The following is a 19,279-nucleotide window of genomic DNA, read 5'->3' as shown; positions in this document are numbered from 1 at the left end:
TCGACTACCCGGTGACGAAGTCCTTCACCCGTGCGATCCAATCCCGCTCCCGCGCGGGAATCCTGCGGTACTTCAGACAACGACGTAGCACGCGCAAGTGCGAGGTCTGGTACCGCACCACGAACGCGATGGCATCGGCCCCGTTGCGCCGCGCCAGCAGCAAAGCCCGCGGCATGTGGTACTCCTCCCCCACCAGCGTGAAGGGGCCGTAGGGCAAGGCGTTACGCACGGATGCCTCCGTGTTCAACCCCTGGACGTCGTCGATCAACACATCAGGGGAATGCCCGCGCCGCTCCAACTCCGCCCGCATCTCCGCGACCTCCGGAGCACCTCCAGACAGAATCATCCGGTCCACCTTGTGGGCCGCCGAACACGTCCGATGCCGCCTGGGTCCGGACGACGAAATGGGGATTGCGCACCCCCGTGACGTTCCACTCACTGCACCCCGGCAGCACCCCCACGGCGCGATGGGGCAAGTCGTCCAGATCCGTGATGGTCCGGCTTCGGGCCGACCACAGCACGTACAGGTTGATGCCGATCACTGCGGCCACTGCGGCCGCCGCTGAGGCAGCGGCCCATCTGACGAATCGCACAGGCAAGAACCTAGCCGGTGTGCGCGGGCCCGCTGCCGGGTTCCTGCACCCGCAGCCAGATGCCGCCCGTGGGGTAATCGCCACCTAGGAACAGGGGCATGTGGCGCTCGAACCACTCGCGGTGGAACCGCACGAGATAGGAGTTGAACAGCAGTACCTGGAACCGACTGCCGCCGAGCAGCAACGCACGCACGGCGTAGGCCTCGTTCAGGGCGGTTCCGGATCTGAGCCAACTGCTGGGGTACTCGAACGGGTAGAAGACGTCATGGATATGGACACGCACGCCCGCAGCCAGAACCGGGAACACCTGATCGAACAGGAACTGGACATCTGATCCGGCTTTCAGAACGTGACTGCTGTCGATGAACAGGATGTCGCCGGAGTTCAACTCGGCGAACCGGGCCACCGGAACGTTCTGCACCTCGTCGATGACCACGCGATCGGTGAGGTCCGCCGGTCGGGCCAGGTCCGCCAACCGACTTGGGTCCGGATCGATGAATGTGAAACGAGGTTGGGGCTCGAGGAACCGCTCGGCCACATCGAGGGCCAGCGCCGAACTGAATCCCGAGCCGACCTCGATCACCCGGCTCGGTGGGTCGTGTCGCAGCATGAGTGCGTAACCCACAGCATCCCCATACGTGAACCAGGTGTTGTCCAGGAAGAACCGGCCCTCGCCTGGGGCGAACGGGAGGTCCAGGTCTTGGTACAACGACTGGAGTGAGGTCAGGAACTCCATCTGCTGCTGTTCCCGGAGATCGAGCCCGACCAGATGAGATGGTGTCGACTCCGCGACGGTCAATGCGCGTTCCACATCGGCCGTCGATGGAATCGGAGAGTAAGGGTGGCCCGGCGGAACATGTGACCGACCCGGGCCCGACGGCGTGACAGGGTCGGTCATGTCAGTCCACTGGTGCGCCGCACCGACAGGCCCCAGGTCTGCAGAACTCCGCGGGTGCACAAGCCCATCTCGTAGCCCGTGACCAGGGTGTCGTGCTGGGCGTCGCTGAGGAAAGCCACGATCACTTGCCCCCGATCGCAGTCGAGGACCGCGGCATCATGGGCGACGCCGGTCAATGTCCCACCCTTGTGGGCGATCGTGATGTCCTGCTCCTCGACTCCGAGCGGCACTCTTGAGGCGTGGATGTTGTGACGCAGCGCATGCGCGGTGACGGGGTACCTGCCGGTGTCGGTGGCCCGCTCGATGAGCCTGACGCTGTCGCGCGCCGTGGTCATCCCCACCAGTGGGATGCGCCCGGACTCGGTCGCCACAGTTGTGGCGTCACAGCCCGCCGCAGCGACGGCATCGCGAACCGCGGCGATGCCCACCTCGCCCAGAAGCCAGCGCGCGCAGTCGTTATCGCTCAGTCCGATCGTGATGCCGATCAACTCGGTGACTGTGAACGCCGTGTCCGCGGTGAGGATGTTCAGCAGCGCACTGTCGCCTACACCGATACGCCCGACCGGGATCCGCCGCCCGGGTTCCGCGAGCCCGGCGGACTCGGCGGCCATCGCCAGCGGCAACTTGAGCAGACTCGCTGCGGGTCGCGGTACATCTGCATGGACACCGAACTCGGCGGTCTCAGTGGGTGTCCGGACTCGCAGGTGGACCGAACGTCCCGGAGCCCCAGCGAAACCGGACAGTAGTTCGCGGGTGAGGTGCTCCCGGTCGATCGACGACTCCACGGCGTCAGTCTGCCAGCGTGTCTGGGAGCGACCAATCACCGTGAGCGCTACTGCCGTTGCGCCTACCATCAGGAATCATGGCGACCGCCCCGGCAGATCCGACCCAGGAGATCGCCAACCGCAGTTCGCTGACTCCTCACCGGCTCGTGATAGCACTCGTCGGCGTCTGCCTGCTCGTCGGCGCCGCGGTGCTGTGGGCGTTGTTCGGGCGGGCGCCCGAGACCGTCACGGGGCGCGGCATCATCCTGCCCGAAGGCGGCTACGCGGAGCTGGGCACGAGCGTCATCGGCATCGTCGACCGGGTCCTGGTGGCACCCGGCGACGAGGTGCAGACCGGGCAGACCCTGGTGACGGTTCGCACCGCCGAGGGCACAGACCCGGTCAGTTCTCCGCAGGACGGCCTCGTCATCGATGTCCTCGCGCGACCGGGTCGATCCACCGAGGGCGGGGAACCGCTGCTGACCATGGACCCCGAAGGGGGTGCACAGCAGGCGAAGGGCTTTCTCCCGTCGGCCACCCAAGAACTCGTCGAGACCGGCATGCGCGCTCTGGTGTCACCCTCGAACGTGCCGCGCGCACAGTACGGATACATCGAGGGCAAGGTCATCGCCACATCACCCGCCCCGGCCAATCGGGGTCGGCTGCTGACCCTGTTGGGGGACAACGTCGCTCTGACCGACTACTTCCTGGCCCAGGGACCAGTCGGAGAGGTCACGGTGCAGCTGACCATCGCCGACACCCCCAGCGGCTACCTGTGGACTGTGGGAGACGGTCCAGACAAGCCGGTGAATGCCGGGCTGCTGGCAGACGTGACCGTGGTGATCGACGAACCGGCCGTGATCGAGCGGATCGTGCCGTGAGTACCGCCGCCGACGTCACGGTTACCCTCAACCGGCTGGGTCGCCCCGTCGCCGAGGCGGATGTCGCCGCGACCGAAGCAGGACTCGACGGCCTGAGCGCCGACCAAAAGCGCGCGGTGACCCTGGCGACTTACGGCGTCGCCGAGAACGGCCGTCCCACCGGAAGCTTCCTGGCTGCCCGCGGACCGTGGCGCGGGATCCTTCACCTGCTCGGGCGTGGCCGCAATACGATGATCTTCTTGTTCGTGGCTGCCCTCGCAGGACTGGTCCCGACCCTGGCGGTCCCCCTCCTGTTGCGCCTCTTCGTCGATCGCTACCTGGTGGCAGGTGATGAGCTCTGGGTGGCTCCGGTGCTCATCGGGCTTATCGGGTCGGCGCTGGTCAGCGGGACCATCATCGCCCTGCAATACGCCGTCCTGCGGTTGTTCGTGCTTCATCTCAGTCGCACCGGACAAGTCGGCTTCATGTGGCACACATTGAACATGCCACCCCCCGAGGTGGCCCGGTTCGGCGCCGGTGACTTGATCGCCCGACTGAACCTGCGGCAGCGACTGTCCTACCAAGGTGGCCTGCTCTTGCCTCTCGCCGGTGTGAACGTCTTGAACGCCGTGGTGTTCTCGCTGGCGTTGCTGGTGCTGAACCTGCGCGTGGGCCTGGCAGCCACCACAGTCGCGGCCGCATCGGTCCTACTGTCCCTGGTGGTCCTGCGCAGACGTCGCAGTGTGCAGACCTTGGCAGACGACGAGTTGGTGCGCCTGTCGAGCATCACCGCCGAAGTGGTGGGTTCGATCGAATCGATCAAGGCGGCGTCATGGGAGCAGTTCGCCTTCTCCCGGTGGGCAGCCGCGCGGCGCCGCACGGCGCGGGCGTTGAGCAGGTTGGGTGTCGTCAACCAGTGGATTGTGCTCATCCCCGCCACCGCAACCGCCCTGGGGCTCGGTGCGGTACTCGCGGTCGGCTGTCTGCTGGTGATGAACGGCGACACCTCGCTCGGGACAGTGGTCGCTGCCCAGGCCTTCGCTGTCCTGCTCCTGGACGCACTGGCGCAGTTGGTGTGGTTCGGGGTTCTGTTCCAGTTCGTCGTCAGCGCCGCTGACCAGACCGACACCTTGCTGAGTGTCCCCCTGGACCCCGAGGTGATCGAGATCGATGACCGCCCGGCACCCCAGACCCTACGCGGTGGGATCGAACTGCGGGACATCTCGTTCGGCTACGACCGCGCGGGCGTACCCCTCATCGACTCCCTCGATCTGTCTGTCCCCGCCGGTACCCGGTTGGCGCTGGTGGGCAGCAGCGGCAGCGGCAAGACCACGATTGCCCGCCTGGTGATCGGTGAGTTGCGTCCCTGGCGCGGTGAGGTCCTGCTCGACGGCACCCCCCGCCTGCTGGTGCCACGCGCTGCCCGAACAGCGGAGATCGCCTACGTCCCTCAGGAGTCGACGCTGTTCCCTGGGACGATCCGCGAGAACCTCACCATGTGGGACGACTCAGTGAGCGACGAGCAGGTGCGCACGGCCACTCAGGACGCCTGCATCGAGTCCGCCGTCCTCTCGGGCCGGCGGGTACCACGCGGTCGTCACAGGGCGCGACAGCGGTTTCAGTGGCGGCGAGATGCAACGCCTGGCGATCGCGCGGGCGTTGGTCACGGACCCCACGATCCTGATCCTCGACGAGGCCACCAGCGCACTGGATCCCGTCGTGGAAGCCGAAGTGGAGGCGAACCTGCGGCGCCGTGGCTGTACCTGCCTGGTGGTGGCTCACCGGTTGAGCACCGTGCGTGACGCTGACCAGATCCTGGTGATCGAGGACGGTCGCGTCGTGCAACGGGGCCAGTACGACGACATCAAGCGCCGCGGCCAGTTCGCGGAGTTGATCCATGGCTGAGCGGGACCCCAATCAGCAGACCATCGAGGTGATTTCCGCCGCGGCCACGCCGGCGCGGATCGCGACCGCGGGGCGCCACTTCGCGGATCCGCTCACCGACGCCTACTCGGTTGCGGGGGCGTCGATCGGGGTGGAAGTGCGTCGCCCTCATGCCGAGGTCGAGCAGAACCTCTCCCCCGGCGACGCGATCGCCGCCGCCTCCGACCTCATGACCTACCCCGTACCTGCGGGGGAGGAATGGTGGCGGGAACTGTCGGGGCCGGTGGTGGCGGGCAGCGGATCGGATGCCGTCGCCGTGCTGCCCGGACACAACGGCACGACGATCGTGACCCCGGAGACACGGAGATTCCGCCGCCTGCGGCGCGGTTCGGCACTGCCGCCCGAGGGCGTGACCATCACCGGGGATCTGCCGGACGATCGTTCGTGGCGCGCACTGGTCTGGTGGTCGTTGGCGCGCCAGCGAGTGCGGCTGTGGGAGTTACTGGTCCTGTCGGCTCTCGGGGGTGCCGCCGCACTGCTGCTCCCACTGGCCACCGGCGCGCTGTTCTCGTACGCGCTTCCGCAGGGGGAACGCGAACTGGTGATCGCGATCCTGCTGGCGTTCACTCTGGGAAGCATCGGGGCGGCCGTTGTCTTCCTCGCCCGCAACATGACGGTAATTCACCTGCGAGATGTGTCCGATGCGACCCTGTCACCGGGAGTCATGGCCCACGCGCTGCGGCTGCCGGCCACGTTCTTCCGGCGGATCACCACTGGGGACATGCTCAACCGGCTGTTGTCGATCGAGCAGGCCCGTAACCTCGTCGACGACGGTGTGCCCTCCCTGATCGTCACCTCAGTCTTCGGACTGGTCAATCTGGTGTTGTTGGCGCTGATCAATCCGATGCTGGCGCTGCTCATCACCGTCGCCGTGGCGATCGTGGTCCTCATCACGCTGCGAGCCCAGATCCGGGCCCGTGCCGCTGTGGCGGAGTTGCTCGAAAGCCGCAGCCAGGTGGATGCCGGCACTATCGCCCTGGCCGACTCCTTGGTCCCCATCCGAGTGGCGGGTGCGGAGAGCAGGGCGATGGCGCGGTGGTCGGTGCTTCAGAGCCGGGCGATCGAAGCCCTGTCGACTCGGATGCGCTCAGCGGACGCATCAGCACCCATCCTGGCGGCCGGTCCGCTGCTCGTGAACATCGTGTTGGTCATCGCGGTGGTCGTCGTGGGCAGCGAGGCGCTGCCGCTCTCGCGTTTCATGCCGGCGTATGCCGCAGTGGTGCAGCTGACGGTGGCGATGGGGCTCATCACAGCCAACCTGGTACGCCTGTGGGAGATCGGCCCCGTCCTTTCGCGGCTGACACCGATCACCACCAGCCCCATCGAACGTCCCGGCGAGCGGCGTCCACCGGGGCCGTTGGAGGGGTCGATCGAACTGCGGGACGTCAGCTTCGGCTACGACCGGGACCGACCCCCACTCTTCGAGGAGTTGTCCTTGACGGTGGAGCCAGGTGAGTTCGTCGCCGTGGTCGGCCCCTCGGGCAGCGGCAAGTCCACGATCCTGCGCCTCATCCTCGGATTCGAGGAGCCGTGGAGTGGCGTCGTCAGTTACGACCACAAGGATCTCGCCGAAGTGGACGTCGCCGCCGTTCGACGACAGATCGGCACCGTGCTGCAGTCCTCGATCCCTTTCGGGGTGACCGTGCGCGAGTGCGTGTGTGGTCCACTGCAACTGACCGACGACGAGTTGTGGCAGGTCCTGGCGGACGCCGGCCTCGCAGACGACGTCGCCGAGTTGCCCCATCGCCTAGATACACCCATCGGGGAGCGTGGTGGAGCCATCTCCGGCGGGCAGCGGCAGCGCCTCATGATCGCTCGTGCACTGGCCGGAAAGCCACGCATTCTGCTGCTCGACGAAGCGACCAGCGCATTGGACAACATCACACAGGAGGTGGTCATGCAGGCGCTCCTCGCCAAGCCGATCACCCGGATCGCGGTCGCCCACCGACTCACCACGATCGAGAACGCTGATCGGGTGTTGGTCGTGTCCGACGGTCGCATCGTCGAGTCGGGCCCACCCGAGGAACTTCGGCGCACCAACGGCCATTTTGCGCGTCTCGCAGCGCGCCAGGAGTTCTGACTCAGCTGGGATCCGGGATGGGGCGCCCCCACAGGGATCGCAGGGCATCGGCGTTGTCACGCGCATCGCTGCGATTGGGACGTACGAACCTACAGACAACGCAGCGGTGCGAGATGAACCACCGATCCTGCTTGATACCGGCCGCCACCGGTTCCATCAGCCCGCCGCACTCCGCGGCCCGGTCCCCGGGATTGACGTCGACGTGGCGGGACCACAGACAGCGGGGGCAGTGGTTCGTGTAGCCGTCGCCCGAGACGTGGGCGCCGCAGTGACCGCAGTCGAAGTCCTCGATGCGGCGGGTGAAGCGGGCGTCAGCCATGTGCGCCTCCGGATCCCCTCACGTGGGCCTCAACTGGATTCTTCCGCCTTCAGCGGCACGATCAGTTCGGGTCCGTTGTTGCGCACGTTGTTGACCTCGGTGCTGACGGGGTCCGCCCGCAGCCAGCCGGGCGCCGCAGGAGTGAGCAAGGCAACCGCGGCAGCTCCGTCGGTGGCCTCCGGGTCGAGCCAGGGGTCCCACTGATCGGGTTGCACACACATGGGCATGCGATCGTGAATCCGACCGAGATCATCGGGAGCCGATGTCGTGATTACGGTGACCGTCCACAGCCAGGCGCCGGGATCATCAGCAGCCGCCTGCGGGTCCTTCCAGAACTCGTACAGCCCGGCCAGCGCCAGCGCTGATCCGTCAGTGGGATGGATGAAGAATGGCTGCTTGAGTGGCTTACCGCTCTTGCCTATCACTGCCTGTGGGTCGGGCGACTGGTACCACTCGTAGTAGCCGTCAGCGGGCAGCAGGCACCGCCGGCGAGAGACTGCCCGCCGGTAGGCGGGCTTTTCGGTGAGGGTCTCCACACGGGCGTTGATCATCCGGGAACCGATGCGGGGATCCTTCGCCCAACTGGGCACCAAGCCCCAGCGCACTATCGCCAGTTCGCGCATCCGCTGGGCGTCACGAGTCGATTCCCGATCGACGACGGCGTAGACCTCCTTGGTGGGAGCGACGTTGTAGTCGGCGGCCAGGTCGTGTTCAGGCGGCCGCTGGACGTGGAACTCCTCGATCAACGTCGCGGTGTCCCGACTGGCTGCGTACCGACCACACATGGGTCAGGCCGCCGACGTCACGCGGTCGTGTGCTCCGAATGCCTGCCGGGCGTGGGGAGTAGTCGGCGCAGCCACTGCGGCCGAGGCCGGTGATTGGCGTCGGTGTCGAGGAACTCGTAAGCCCAGTACGACCAGGGATTGCGGCCCGAGGCCACTTGGAGCCTGTTGCGGTTCACGGTGAACCCTCCGTTCGCAGGTTAACAAGTCCCCCACCTTAGATGAACAAGAGGTAAACGCCAAGTGTCTGTCCGGTGTGTCTTCGGTCACGCCTCAGGTGGTGTGAACGTCTTGGTGCGCTGCATGCCTGCCGCGCGACCCTTCGCCGAGATGACCAATGCCATCTTGCGCGACGCCTCGTCGATCATCTCGTCACCGAGCATGACGGCGCCCTTCGCACCCCCTTCGGCTGAGGTGTAGTACTCATAAGCGTCCAGGATCAGCTCGGCGTGGTCGTAGTCCTCCTGCCGGGGCGAGTAGACCTCGTTGGCCGCCTCGACCTGACCGGGATGCAGCACCCACTTGCCGTCGAAGCCCAGCGCGGCGCTGCGCCCGGCCACCCGCTTGTAGCCCTCGATGTCCTTGATCTGCAGGTAGGGACCGTCGATCGCCTGCTTGTCATGGGCGCGGGCCGCCATGAGGATGCTCATGAGGATGTGGTGGTAAGCATCGCCGACGTCATAACCCGGAGGCTGTTCCCCGACGACCAGCGACTTCATGTTGATGCTCGCCATGAAGTCCGCGGGCCCGAAGATGATCGTCTCGACGCGCGGGCTCGCCGTGGCGATGCCGTCGACGTTGATCAGCCCGAGCGCGTTCTCGATCTGCGCCTCGATGCCGATGCGCCCGACCTCGAAGCCCATCGACTTCTCGATCTGCGTGAGCAGCAGGTCGAGCGCCACGATCTGCTCAGGGGTCTGGACCTTCGGCAGCATGATGCAGTCGAGATTCTGACCGGCTCCTTCGACCACTTCGACGACATCGGCGTAGGTCCATTGCGTGGTCCAGTCGTTGACCCGGACCACCCGAACCTTGTCCTCGTAGCCACCTTCGTTCAGCGCCGCGACGATGTTCTTGCGCGCCTCGGGCTTGGCGATCGGGGCCACGGCGTCCTCGATGTCCATGAAGACCTGGTCGGCGGGCAGCCCCTTGGCCTTGTCCAACATCTTGGGACTCGAACCCGGCACAGCCAGATTCGAACGGCGGGAGCGCAGCGAGCGGGTGGTCTGGTCGGTCATCGCGGACACCTTTTCGGTTGGGAGCGGATCATGTTCGGTTGGGAGCGGATCATGTTCGGTTGGGAGCGGATCATTCGGCCAGACAGTGGCGGTCGGCCAGAGATTGACCATAGCCACGGTAACCGGGCTGCGCCGGCCGCGCGCCACGGGGTGGGCGCCTCTGTGGTGTCGGCCACCCACCTACCGGGAACCGACCAAGGCATCGACCAAGAAACCGGCCCCGACACCCGGCCTGCCGCCCCCGTCGCGGAGGAGGGCCGCGGTGGGTCACGCAAGACGGGAATCAGACCGGCGGCGATTCCACCGGCTGGGCAGCGCGGGTCGAACGGATGACGAGCACGAGTCCCGCACCCAGAAGAACCAGCGCCGGCAGCACTTGCACGGGAGGAACTTGGCTCAGGAACAGGGCAGCCAACACCACCGCTCCAGGCATCTCGAACAAGATGGCGAGGCTCACCACTGTCGCGGAGGCGCGGCGCAATACGAAGCTGACCAGGGTGTGTCCCAGCAGCTGGGCGACGACGGTGAGGGCGACGATCAGCACCCAATCGCTGGTCGGATAGCCGACCAGCGAAGACCCGAATCCCAGGCATAGCGGGATCAGCGCTGCAGCTGACACCAGATACGCCACCCCGGTGTAATCGGCGGTGCTCATCGACTGCCGGGCCGACTCGCCGACTGTGACGTAGGCCGCCGCCAGGATGGCACCGACCAGCGCCAATGCATCCCCCACGAGGGACCGGGGATCCAACGAGAAGTCGATACCTGTGAGAACGACGACACCGACCAGCGCCACCGCAATGCCCACCCAGGTTCCGCGTGCAATCCGCACTCCGCGGAACCTCGCGATCAGCGCCGCCCAGACCGGCTGGGTCGCAACGAGCGCAGTAGAGGAGGCGACTGATGTGAAACGTAGCGAAGGCACCCACGTCGCGAAATGCGCCGCCAACAACACACCGGACAGCGCCGCTTGCTGCCATTGCCGAGCGGGCACCGACCGGAGCCGCTCCACCCCACCGACCAGGACGAAAGGCGCAGTCATCAGACCGCCGAGGAAGCTGCGCCAGAACGCGATGGCCAGCGCCGGCGCAGTGATCGCCACGATCATCGGGGCGGATGCGGAGATCGCCAGCACCGCCACCGTAAGCACCATGGTGTCGCGCGGTCCCGGAAGGCGCAGATCGGACTGGGTCACACCTCATGGTCGGGGATGGTGAGGAGGGGATGGTGAGGGGATGGCGAGGGGATGGTGTGGGGATGGTGTGGGGAGAGCAAAGGGATGGCGAGGGGATCGCGGACACCGTGGTGGACGGATGGTGCAAGATCGGCGGACATCGCCCGGGCGCCTCACTGGTGCCGACGCACTAGCCGAACGAGCAATGGATCACGGCTAAGGTTCGCACTGTGAGTGGATCGGCGACACGAATCTTCGTGGCACGGCTGGCAGGTGTCCCCGTGTTCGATCCCAACGGCGATCAGGTCGGCAAGGTGCGTGACTTCGTGGTGTCGTTGCTCACGGGGGACAAGCCTCCGCGGGTGCTCGGCCTGCTGGTCGAAGTGCCTCCGCGGCGCCGCATCTTCCTGCCCATCGGACGGGTGCGATCTTTCGACGCCAAGCATGTGGTGGTCAGCGGGCTGGTCAACCTGCGACGGTTCGAGAAGCGTCCGGCCGAGACGCTGGTCATCGGGGAATTGCTGGATCGCTCCGTCACGCTCGTCGAGGACTCGTCTGTCGTGGCGATCAAGGATGTCGCGATCGAGCAGACCCGCACCCGCGACTGGGATGTGACCCGCCTTTACGTCAAGCGAGGCGGGGGCGGATTCCGGCGCAAGGGCGAGACGTTCGTGGTGCCCTGGGACTACGTCCAGCGGCTCAGCGATGCGGGTTCCGACCAGGCGGCCGACGAGGTGCTGCAGAGCATCGAGAGCATGCGTCCCGCCGACATCGCCCAGATGCTGCAGGAGCTGGAGCCGCAGCGTCGCGACCAGATCGCATCCTGGATGGATGACAGTCGGCTGGCCGAAGTACTGGAGGAGTTGCCCGAAGACGATCAGGTCGAGATCCTCTCCGCGCTCGATCTCGAGCGGGCAGCGGACGTTCTCGAAGAGATGGAACCCGACGACGCCACCGACTTGGTCAGCGAACTCGACCCGCAGCTCGCGGCGCTGCTACTGCAACGCATGGAACCCGATGACGCCGAGGACATCCGTCGACTGTTGACATACGAGGAGTCCACGGCGGGCGGCATGATGACGACTGAGCCCGTGATCCTAGGCCCCGACGCGACGATCGCCGACGCTCTGGCCTACGTGCGTGCCAGTGACCTGTCGCCGGCGCTGGCATCGCAGGTCTACATCACCCGCCCCCCACTGGAGAGCCCGACCGGCCGCTTCATCGGTGCAGCGCACTTCCAGGTTCTGCTGCGCGAGCCTCCTTCGACGTTGGTTGTCGAGGTGGTCGACCAGGAACTGGAGGCGATTGGCCCCGCAACACCCCTGGGACAGGTTGCTCGCTACTTCGCCATCTATAACCTCGTCGCGGTCCCGGTCGTGGACGAGACCGATCACCTGCTCGGGGCGGTGACGGTCGACGACCTGCTGGACCACATGCTCCCTGAGGATTGGCGCGAACTGCCTGAGGAGTCGGACCTGGCAGGTGATCTGAATGGCTGACCGTCCCCGTGGGCCGAAGCGCTCGAGTGGTCCCGCGCTCGATGAACCGTTCGAGCGCGGTCGCAGCCTGCGCCCGCAATACGACCCGGAACGGTTCGGGCGATTGAGTGAGAGAGTGGCGCGATACATCGGGTCCTGGAAGTTCATCGCCTGGATGACCGTTCTGATCGTGGCCTGGATCGCCTTCAACATCTATGGCGCTTGGTCGGGGTTGTGGGAGGTCGACCCGTTCCCCTTCATCTTCTTGACGCTGTTGTTGTCACTCCAGGCGTCGTATGCGGCCCCCTTGATCCTGCTGGCCCAGAACCGGCAGGACGACCGCGACCGGGTGCAGTACCGGGAGGATCGGGAGCGGGACGATCGCCTCATCGCGGACACGGAGTACCTGATGCGAGAGGTGGCCGCTCTTCGGATCGCGCTCGGTGAGGTCGCCACTCGCGACTACATCCGCGGAGAGCTGCGCGACATCACCGAGGAGATCGAGCAGATCCTGCGGGAAAGGCGAAAGGGAAAGAAGGACAGCTGAGTGTTCGCGCTCAGCCGCCCGATTCTGCCGGATACGTGATTCGTCATAGCCTTACGTCATGGCTCAACCCGACCGTGCCGCGATTGACGCCGCATTGGCGACTGTTCACGACCCCGAGATCAGGCGACCGATCACGGACCTGGGAATGGTCGGATCGGTCGACATCGCTGATGACGGATCCGTCAATGTCACGGTGCTGCTGACCGTATCCGGTTGCCCCCTGCGAACGGAGATCATCGACCGGGTGACCACCGCCGTCAGCACGGTTCCCGATGTCGCTTCTGTCGCCGTCCAACTGGACGTGATGAGCGACGAGCAACGCACGCGACTGCGTGAATCGCTGCGCGGCGCGGGACGCGACATCGTGTTCAACCGCCCCGGAAACCTGACCCGGATCTACACCGTGGCTTCGGGCAAGGGCGGTGTCGGCAAGTCGTCGGTCACGGTCAACCTGGCGGCGGCTATGGCCGATCGGGGTCTGGCCGTCGGACTCCTGGACGCGGACATCTACGGACACTCGGTCCCACGGATGTTGGGCCTCGAGCGCAACCCCACTGTCGTCGACGGCATGCTGCTACCGCCTGACGCGAACGGCGTGAGAGCGATCTCCATGCTGCCTTTCAAGCCGGGTGGTTCCGCCGAACCAGTTGCCTTTCGCGGACCGATGCTGCACCGGGCACTAGAACAGTTCCTGACCGACGTGTGGTGGGGCGATCTCGACGTCCTGCTCCTTGACCTTCCGCCGGGTACCGGAGATGTGGCGATCTCCTCGGCGCAGTTGCTGCCGAACGCCGAGATGCTGGTGGTCACCACGCCACAAGAGGCTGCAGCGGAGGTGGCCGTGCGGGCGGGCATGCTCGCCCAGCAGACCAAGCAGAAGGTCGCTGGTGTCATCGAGAACATGAGTGGATTCGCCTGCCCCCATTGCGGGGAAGCCATCGACATGTTCGGTCGCGGGGGTGGAGACACCGTTGCGGCGACCCTGACGCGCGCGCTCGGAGTCGACGTCCCGTTGTTGGGCCGCATTCCCTTCGATCCGCGCCTGCGCGAAGGTGGCGACACCGGGCGCCCCCTGGTCACGACCGACCCTGATTGCGCCGCGGCTCAGTCGATCGTGGCGGTGGCCTCGTCGCTGGCGGAGCGTAAACGAGGATTGGCCGGGCTCGATCTCGGCGTGACACCGGCCGGTCGCTGATGACTGGGCCATCGCAGCAGTGGCTGCCTCCCACCGGTCCTCCGGTCGCGACCGATCCGCCGGTCCGAAAAGTCTGGCCCCGCATCCTGTTCTGGGGCGGAATCACCTTGATGATCCTGGGATTCCTTGGACTCATGGGTGACTGGGCCACGCGGACCTGGGAGATGAACCAGCTCCTCAGCCGTATCGAGAAGTCCGAGGACGCGATGCGAGTCGCGCAGGACGACATCGGGGCAGTGGACCTGCCTGACGACGCCGCCGAACCCGACAAGCGCGCAGCCATCCAGGAGTTGGAGGACGCCGCCGCGGATGGCCGTGACTCCATCCGCAGCGCCGGGCAGCAGGTGGCAGCGGTGAGTTTCCTGCCCTGGCACACGGAACTCATCGGCGCCCAGGCCGCCTACTTGGATCACAACGGCGCTTGGGTCGAGTACCTCGATCGCGGCGCAGAGCAACCTCTGACCCTGTTCGGCGACGACAATCGAATCGAACCCACCTGGCGGGCCGCCGAGATCGCGTTGCGCATCGCAGCACCGATCCCGGCATTGCCTCCCATCCCCCAACGCCTGGACAGCATCTTCACGGATGAGGAACCGGAGGACGTGCCGGGGGGCATCCCGGCCTGACAGTCACCGCCGACCCCAGATCCCCAGCGCGACAACGAGGGCACCGAAGCCAAACATCACCGGCTGCAGGAAAAACACGAGCCCGATGAGGGCGACTTGGACCGCGATCCACACAATGAGCAGGGTGCCAGCGACCAGCGCCGCCTGGGGTGCCGAACTCGACCCGACCGCCGAGGTCACAGCGACCACGGTCATGGGCAGCGCGACGATCACCAGTAGCGCCCAGCCGCCGGCCGTCCAGGCGTCTCCGGGCAGGAACTCCGGAGCCGGGAACTGCAGCTCGGAGGCGGCCGGTCCGCTGATCAGGTACCAACTGCCGTAGTAGGCGCCGACCGCGACGAACGTGGTGATCGCCGCGGTGATAGCGCGCCAGGGCCACCGGCGGAACGAGCGGTCACGCAACGACGATGGCGACTGAGTGGTCATACATCCAACGCTAATCCCGCCGGGATCCACCAATCACCGCGGTGGGAGTGATCGGCCGCGGCTGACTGACACGTTCCATTGACCTGATCGGGTGGATCGCGCCATTGACCTGATCGGGTGGATCGCGCGGCCGCTGCCCGTTGCCGGGCTCATCCTGGCTACATGCGGCGCACCGCCCTCCTGACAATGCTGGTGCTGGTTCTGTCCCAGGTCCCGGCTGGTGCGGTGGACGCCACGTACTGGTGTGCGCAGGCCGAGACGCAGGTCATCGAGTGGAGCGCCGAGAACGGTGCGGATCAGGGGCGTCCCTACGTCGTGAGTATCGACCGGACGAAGGCAAGGGTCGATCGGATCATCGAGTCACCCACCGATGGCGTTGTCTTGAAGTGCGTTGGACGGGCGAAACTGTCGAATGGCCTACACGCAAGAGCGAGGTTCGGATTCAAGGCCATCGCCGGCCAGTGGTACCTGTTCCTGAAAAGGGCTCACTGACGGCAACAGTGCACGATCGGGGGCGTTACCGTGCATGGGAGGAAGGGACGCCCATGACGCATCCGCCGCCACAGCGACCCGACGACGACCCGCAGCGAGAACCGTGGCTCGACCAGCAGGAGAAGTCCCGAACCACCTACAACAGGATGAGCCGCGTCTACGGATGGCTGTCGGACGCGAGCGAACGCGAGTTCGTCGAGCAAGCGGTGGCGGGCCTGTTGCGGCCACAGCCCGGAGACTGGATCCTCGAGCCGGGTTTCGGAACCGGCCAAGTGCTCCTCGCGCTGGCCGAGGCGGTCGGCCCAGAAGGGCACGTCGCCGGAATAGACATCTCCGACGGGATGCTCAAGCGCGCGCAGGAACGGCTCGAGAAGCACGCGCTGGCCCAGCGCGCCGATGTGCGACGAGGCAGTGCCACGGACCTGCCTTGGGACGCCGCTACCTTCGACGGGGTCTTCATGAGCTTCACCCTGGAACTGTTCCCGGACGACCAGATTCCGGCGGTCCTGACCGAAGTGCACAGGGTGCTGAAGGGATCCGGACGACTGTGTGTGGCGTGTATGTCGGACCAAGGACCGGACAACACGATGGAGCACCTCTACCGCTGGTCGCACCGGCACTTCCCCAATGCCGTGGACTGCCGCCCCATCGACGCACCTCGACGGCTGCGTGACGCCGGATTCACCGTGACGGCGACCCGGCGACTGTCTATGTGGGGCCTTGCCGTGGACTTGGTTCTGGCTGAGCCTTGATCCGGATCGACGCGGAACCACGGCGGGCGGGCGGAGTCTGGTGCTGGCGCTGCGCGAGCGACCTTGAGACCCCTCCTCAGTTGACCCCCGCCAGCACAGCAGCCGGCCCGACCAGATCCCAGCCACCGTCCGCCACTATGGTCTGTCCCGTGATGTAGTCCCCTGCGGGTGAGATCAGGAAGGCGACCACTGCGGCGATCTCGTCGGGGCGCTGCAACCGCAGCAAAGGGATGACGCGCGACACCGCAGCCGGGTCCAAACCGTACTTGGACTCCCACGCCTCGGTATGCACGATTCCCGGCGCTACCGCCGAGGTGCGGATGCCGTACCGCCCCCACTCCTGCGCCCAAGTCGCGGTCAGGCTCTCGACTCCCGCGCGGGCGGCCGATGAGTGGGACATCCCCGGCATGCCTCGCCGCGGAGTCATGGTGATCGACACAATCTTGCCGTATCCCGCCGGAATCAGACAACGCTGGGCGATCTGTGTGGTGACGCGCCATACCGCGTCCAGGTTCAATCGGGTAACGGCGCGGAACCCGTTCTCGCTGATCGTCTCAGCGGGGGCGACAAACTGACCGCCGGCGTTGTTGACCACGCCGTCCAACGAACCAGCCGCCGCTATCGCCGCATCAATCGCCGCGTCGACCTGCTCCGGGTCACGGACGTCCGTGGAGTGGGCCCACGCAGTCCCTCCGGACTCGGTGATGGCAGCCACGGTGTCGGCCAGTGGTTCCGCTCGGCGCCCGACGCAGAACACGGCCGCTCCCAGCGCAGCCAGAGCAGTCGCCGTCGAGCGGCCTATCCCCGAGCCGGCACCGCTGACCCACACCGAACGGCCGGCCAGGCAATCGGGGGCGAGGACATCCACGGCGCTCATGTCGTCGCGCCATTCGCGCGTCGGTAGGCGGACCTGCGGCGCGTCGTGTACCACAGGCCCGGCAATCCGAGTAGGGCACCAGCGCCCGCCACCCACAACCACCACTGCGCGTCTGAAGCGGCCAGTTGGTCGCGGAGGAACCACAGGACCACGAAGGCGATCACCCACGCGATGGTCCCGATGGCAACCGCCCCGACACCGTCCTCATCGAGCGGGGCGACCTCTACCGGATCGGGTTCTGTCATGATTCGGCCTCCTTGGCGGCGGACTCGGCGGGGGGCTGGGGAATGAGGTTGTGGGGATCGTCGGGTCGAGTCCCCGGGTCGTGGGTTGGGTTCCCCGGGTCGTGGGTTGGGTTCCCCGGGTCGTGGGTTGGGTTCCCCGGAGCGTGGATTCGGTATCTCAGATCGTAGTAGTGCAACGTCATCGAGATTCCGGCGAGGCACAGCGCGAAAGAGGTGACGACGATGGCGACCAAGTTGACCGCCCAGAAGGGAAGCGGGGTGCCGAGCAGCAGCAGCGCGCCGAGCACCGGACCCGGTGCGGTGACCAGCACGGCGGTGCCGATCATGATGCCGAGCGCTCGCCACCGCCTGCCGACGGCAAGTCCGGCGCTGCGTGGTCCCGCAGTCAGGACCCCAGAGCCGTCAAGCACGGCGACCGGGGTGGCGACTGCCCAGCGGGATAGCAGATATGCGGCCAGCGGGAGCAACACGACACTCAGCGCCAGCAGGCCGATCACCCAGTACGTCACAACAGTGCGCCACATCCCCCGCAGAGCGGCCTTGCGTCCGGCTGCCAGACCGGGTGAACTCAGGTCTCCCGTGCGTCCGACGGCCACGCTGACGCACCAGGAGATCAGCAGGCCCACACCAATCGCGAGGATGACGAGCAGCCCGACGTCGAGCAACGAGACGTCCAGCGCCCCGACGGTGGTCAGGCTGGGGGTCGGAAGCGGGCGCTGCAGCAAGTCTTGCAGGAGGTAGGACACCAGCAGGATCAGCGCCAGGGCCACCACCACGGGACCGTAAGTGCGTGGGTGGCGGACGATGACGCCCACCGGACCCAACAGGATCTGACCCGCCGTGCGCCTGCTGTCCGGCTCCGAAGGGGATCCCCGCCAGACGGTGGATCTGATCAGCACAACCGCAGCCACGATCACGAGCAGCAGAGCGACGACCACCGCGATGGGGTGATCCAATAGCGCGATGAACAGCAGGGATCCGGCAGCGGTCAACTCACAGAACGCCTCCTCGGCGGGACTGATGTTGTTGGGCAGTGCCACAGCGTCCGGACGGCCCTGCTCCTCCTGCCAGGAGACCGGGTGATCCCACTGCATCTTCATGTTCGGCCCGGTGGGTCCGTTGTTGAACGAAGGCGCCTTCTCCCCCCAGCGCCCGGCGAACTCCAGCCACGGCTCGGCACCGCTCACGACCTCCGCACGCGGCCTCAACTCGGTGGCGACCACCCCGTCGGTCAGGCCGGTGTTGTCACACCCGAATCCCGCCGCCGCGCTCTTGCCGAACCATTCGGCCTGCGTGAAATAGGCAGCGTGGGATCCCTCGCCCGGATAGACCGCGACATGGTCGCCGTCTCGCAGGAGTTTGGGATCGTCCCAGGATGAGACCTCGGAGCCTTCATGCTGCGCGAACGCCACGCTCACGGGTGTGCCGCTGAGCGCTTCCTCGATCGAATCCGCCGCGAACAGCAACTGGACCATCTCCCAGTCGCCCTCATGCTTGTCGTTCCAGTCGTTGAAGACCCAGAAGAACCAGTACTGGAGGGCCAACATGCCGGGATGGTCGGCGTCGGTCGTCACCCGAGCATGGACGGTGGTCGGCTCGGTGGCCATGCTGCGAAACCACTCTTCGTAGTCGCATCCCGGATCGAGCGGGCGGCCGGGGAAGTCCAGATAGTAGCCATCTCCAAGTCCCTTCAGATCCTGGGCCTTCGGGGCTCGGTCCACCACAGACCCGTCGGGCCCACGCAAGAGAACATCACTGCGTTCAAGCACCGAGGTGGCGGGAACCGGACGGTACGGCTCTCCGGGACCGCATTGTTCTTCCTGGACCCGGACGACGACCACCGGAACGAATCGATCCGCGAGGGCCTGCTCTGAGGTACCGGCGGCACGAGCGCCTCCGCCGGAGAACAGCGCTCCGACGATCACGGCGACCACGAGGAGCGCCAGGACCACCAACGTGATGGTCCGCCGCGTCCGGGGATCCATCCCC

At 66.4% G+C, this 19,279-nt stretch carries 21 protein-coding genes; 9 read left to right on the top strand and 12 right to left on the bottom strand.

What is annotated here, in order from left to right:
• Positions 1 to 4 precede the first annotated feature (4 nt).
• From V9E98_02355 to V9E98_02345, 3 genes are all read right to left on the bottom strand, one after another.
• The gene (locus V9E98_02355) at positions 5 to 439 is read right to left on the bottom strand and encodes an ElyC/SanA/YdcF family protein (GenBank protein ID MEI2715833.1); all 435 of its coding nucleotides are present in this window, start codon (positions 437 to 439) and stop codon (positions 5 to 7) included.
• A 164-nt stretch (positions 440 to 603) separates the two neighbouring features.
• Entirely contained in the window at positions 604 to 1,404 is an 801-nt protein-coding gene (locus tag V9E98_02350; GenBank protein MEI2715832.1) for a class I SAM-dependent methyltransferase, read from the bottom strand.
• 83 nt (positions 1,405 to 1,487) lie between these two features.
• A complete protein-coding gene (locus V9E98_02345) occupies positions 1,488 to 2,276 on the bottom strand; it encodes a serine hydrolase (GenBank protein MEI2715831.1) in 789 nt (262 codons plus the stop codon).
• A 77-nt stretch (positions 2,277 to 2,353) separates the two neighbouring features.
• Between V9E98_02345 and V9E98_02340 the strand changes: the two genes are divergently transcribed.
• The 3 genes from V9E98_02340 (at position 2,354) to V9E98_02330 (ending at position 7,139) form a co-directional block, all read left to right on the top strand.
• Positions 2,354 to 3,136 carry a biotin/lipoyl-containing protein gene (locus tag V9E98_02340; GenBank protein MEI2715830.1) on the top strand — a complete coding sequence of 261 codons (783 nt, stop codon included), beginning with the start codon at positions 2,354 to 2,356 and terminating at the stop codon, positions 3,134 to 3,136.
• Positions 3,133 to 4,917, top strand: coding sequence for an ABC transporter transmembrane domain-containing protein (locus tag V9E98_02335; GenBank protein MEI2715829.1), 1,785 nt, complete (start codon positions 3,133 to 3,135; stop codon positions 4,915 to 4,917). Before V9E98_02340 ends, V9E98_02335 begins: the two co-directional genes overlap by 4 nt.
• 95 nt (positions 4,918 to 5,012) lie before the next feature.
• Positions 5,013 to 7,139: an ATP-binding cassette domain-containing protein gene (locus V9E98_02330; protein ID MEI2715828.1), complete on the top strand. Its 2,127-nt coding sequence runs from the start codon at positions 5,013 to 5,015 to the stop codon at positions 7,137 to 7,139.
• Between the two features lies 1 nt (position 7,140).
• Here V9E98_02330 and V9E98_02325 read toward each other — a convergent pair whose 3' ends face one another.
• The 5 genes from V9E98_02325 to V9E98_02305 form a co-directional block, all read right to left on the bottom strand.
• A complete protein-coding gene (locus tag V9E98_02325) occupies positions 7,141 to 7,458 on the bottom strand; it encodes an RNHCP domain-containing protein (GenBank protein MEI2715827.1) in 318 nt (105 codons plus the stop codon).
• A 29-nt stretch (positions 7,459 to 7,487) separates the two neighbouring features.
• On the bottom strand, positions 7,488 to 8,243 hold the full coding sequence (locus V9E98_02320; GenBank protein ID MEI2715826.1) for an SOS response-associated peptidase: 756 nt from the start codon (positions 8,241 to 8,243) through the stop codon (positions 7,488 to 7,490).
• Positions 8,244 to 8,260: 17 nt separating this feature from the next.
• Positions 8,261 to 8,419: a hypothetical protein gene (locus V9E98_02315; protein ID MEI2715825.1), complete on the bottom strand. Its 159-nt coding sequence runs from the start codon at positions 8,417 to 8,419 to the stop codon at positions 8,261 to 8,263.
• 87 nt (positions 8,420 to 8,506) lie between these two features.
• Positions 8,507 to 9,478: a CoA ester lyase gene (locus tag V9E98_02310; protein MEI2715824.1), complete on the bottom strand. Its 972-nt coding sequence runs from the start codon at positions 9,476 to 9,478 to the stop codon at positions 8,507 to 8,509.
• A 283-nt stretch (positions 9,479 to 9,761) separates the two neighbouring features.
• Complete coding sequence (locus V9E98_02305) at positions 9,762 to 10,673, bottom strand: DMT family transporter (GenBank protein MEI2715823.1); 912 nt, start codon at positions 10,671 to 10,673, stop codon at positions 9,762 to 9,764.
• 209 nt (positions 10,674 to 10,882) lie between these two features.
• Between V9E98_02305 and V9E98_02300 the strand changes: the two genes are divergently transcribed.
• Genes V9E98_02300 through V9E98_02285 form a run of 4 tightly spaced genes read left to right on the top strand, consistent with a single transcriptional unit; the run spans position 10,883 to position 14,498 of the window.
• Positions 10,883 to 12,151, top strand: coding sequence for a CBS domain-containing protein (locus V9E98_02300; GenBank protein ID MEI2715822.1), 1,269 nt, complete (start codon positions 10,883 to 10,885; stop codon positions 12,149 to 12,151).
• Positions 12,144 to 12,677: a DUF1003 domain-containing protein gene (locus tag V9E98_02295; protein MEI2715821.1), complete on the top strand. Its 534-nt coding sequence runs from the start codon at positions 12,144 to 12,146 to the stop codon at positions 12,675 to 12,677. Before V9E98_02300 ends, V9E98_02295 begins: the two co-directional genes overlap by 8 nt.
• Before the next feature lie 58 nt (positions 12,678 to 12,735).
• The gene (locus V9E98_02290) at positions 12,736 to 13,872 is read left to right on the top strand and encodes an Mrp/NBP35 family ATP-binding protein (protein MEI2715820.1); all 1,137 of its coding nucleotides are present in this window, start codon (positions 12,736 to 12,738) and stop codon (positions 13,870 to 13,872) included.
• On the top strand, positions 13,872 to 14,498 hold the full coding sequence (locus tag V9E98_02285) for a hypothetical protein (GenBank protein MEI2715819.1): 627 nt from the start codon (positions 13,872 to 13,874) through the stop codon (positions 14,496 to 14,498). Before V9E98_02290 ends, V9E98_02285 begins: the two co-directional genes overlap by 1 nt.
• Before the next feature lie 3 nt (positions 14,499 to 14,501).
• On the opposite strand, the gene V9E98_02280 is transcribed toward V9E98_02285, so the two are convergent.
• Positions 14,502 to 14,924 (bottom strand): hypothetical protein, encoded by a 423-nt coding sequence (locus V9E98_02280; GenBank protein ID MEI2715818.1) that lies wholly within the window; start codon positions 14,922 to 14,924, stop codon positions 14,502 to 14,504.
• A gap of 162 nt (positions 14,925 to 15,086) precedes the next feature.
• Here V9E98_02280 and V9E98_02275 point away from each other — a divergent pair, with 162 nt between their 5' ends.
• Positions 15,087 to 15,416 carry a hypothetical protein gene (locus V9E98_02275; protein ID MEI2715817.1) on the top strand — a complete coding sequence of 110 codons (330 nt, stop codon included), beginning with the start codon at positions 15,087 to 15,089 and terminating at the stop codon, positions 15,414 to 15,416.
• Between the two features lie 53 nt (positions 15,417 to 15,469).
• A complete protein-coding gene (locus tag V9E98_02270; GenBank protein MEI2715816.1) occupies positions 15,470 to 16,168 on the top strand; it encodes a methyltransferase domain-containing protein in 699 nt (232 codons plus the stop codon).
• Between the two features lie 76 nt (positions 16,169 to 16,244).
• On the opposite strand, the gene V9E98_02265 is transcribed toward V9E98_02270, so the two are convergent.
• The 3 genes from V9E98_02265 to V9E98_02255 are packed head-to-tail and all read right to left on the bottom strand — an operon-like array spanning position 16,245 to position 19,275.
• Positions 16,245 to 17,045, bottom strand: coding sequence for an SDR family oxidoreductase (locus V9E98_02265; GenBank protein ID MEI2715815.1), 801 nt, complete (start codon positions 17,043 to 17,045; stop codon positions 16,245 to 16,247).
• Entirely contained in the window at positions 17,042 to 17,290 is a 249-nt protein-coding gene (locus tag V9E98_02260; protein ID MEI2715814.1) for a DUF2530 domain-containing protein, read from the bottom strand. Before V9E98_02260 ends, V9E98_02265 begins: the two co-directional genes overlap by 4 nt.
• Positions 17,287 to 19,275, bottom strand: coding sequence for a hypothetical protein (locus V9E98_02255; GenBank protein ID MEI2715813.1), 1,989 nt, complete (start codon positions 19,273 to 19,275; stop codon positions 17,287 to 17,289). The genes V9E98_02260 and V9E98_02255 overlap by 4 nt, the downstream gene beginning before the upstream one ends.
• Between the last annotated feature and the right edge of the window lie 4 nt (positions 19,276 to 19,279).

This window comes from Candidatus Nanopelagicales bacterium (genome assembly GCA_037045355.1).
In the GTDB taxonomy this organism is placed as follows: Bacteria; Actinomycetota; Actinomycetes; order S36-B12.
The sequence above is the reverse complement of the archived record's forward strand: the minus strand, read 5'-3'. Positions and strand labels throughout refer to the sequence as shown.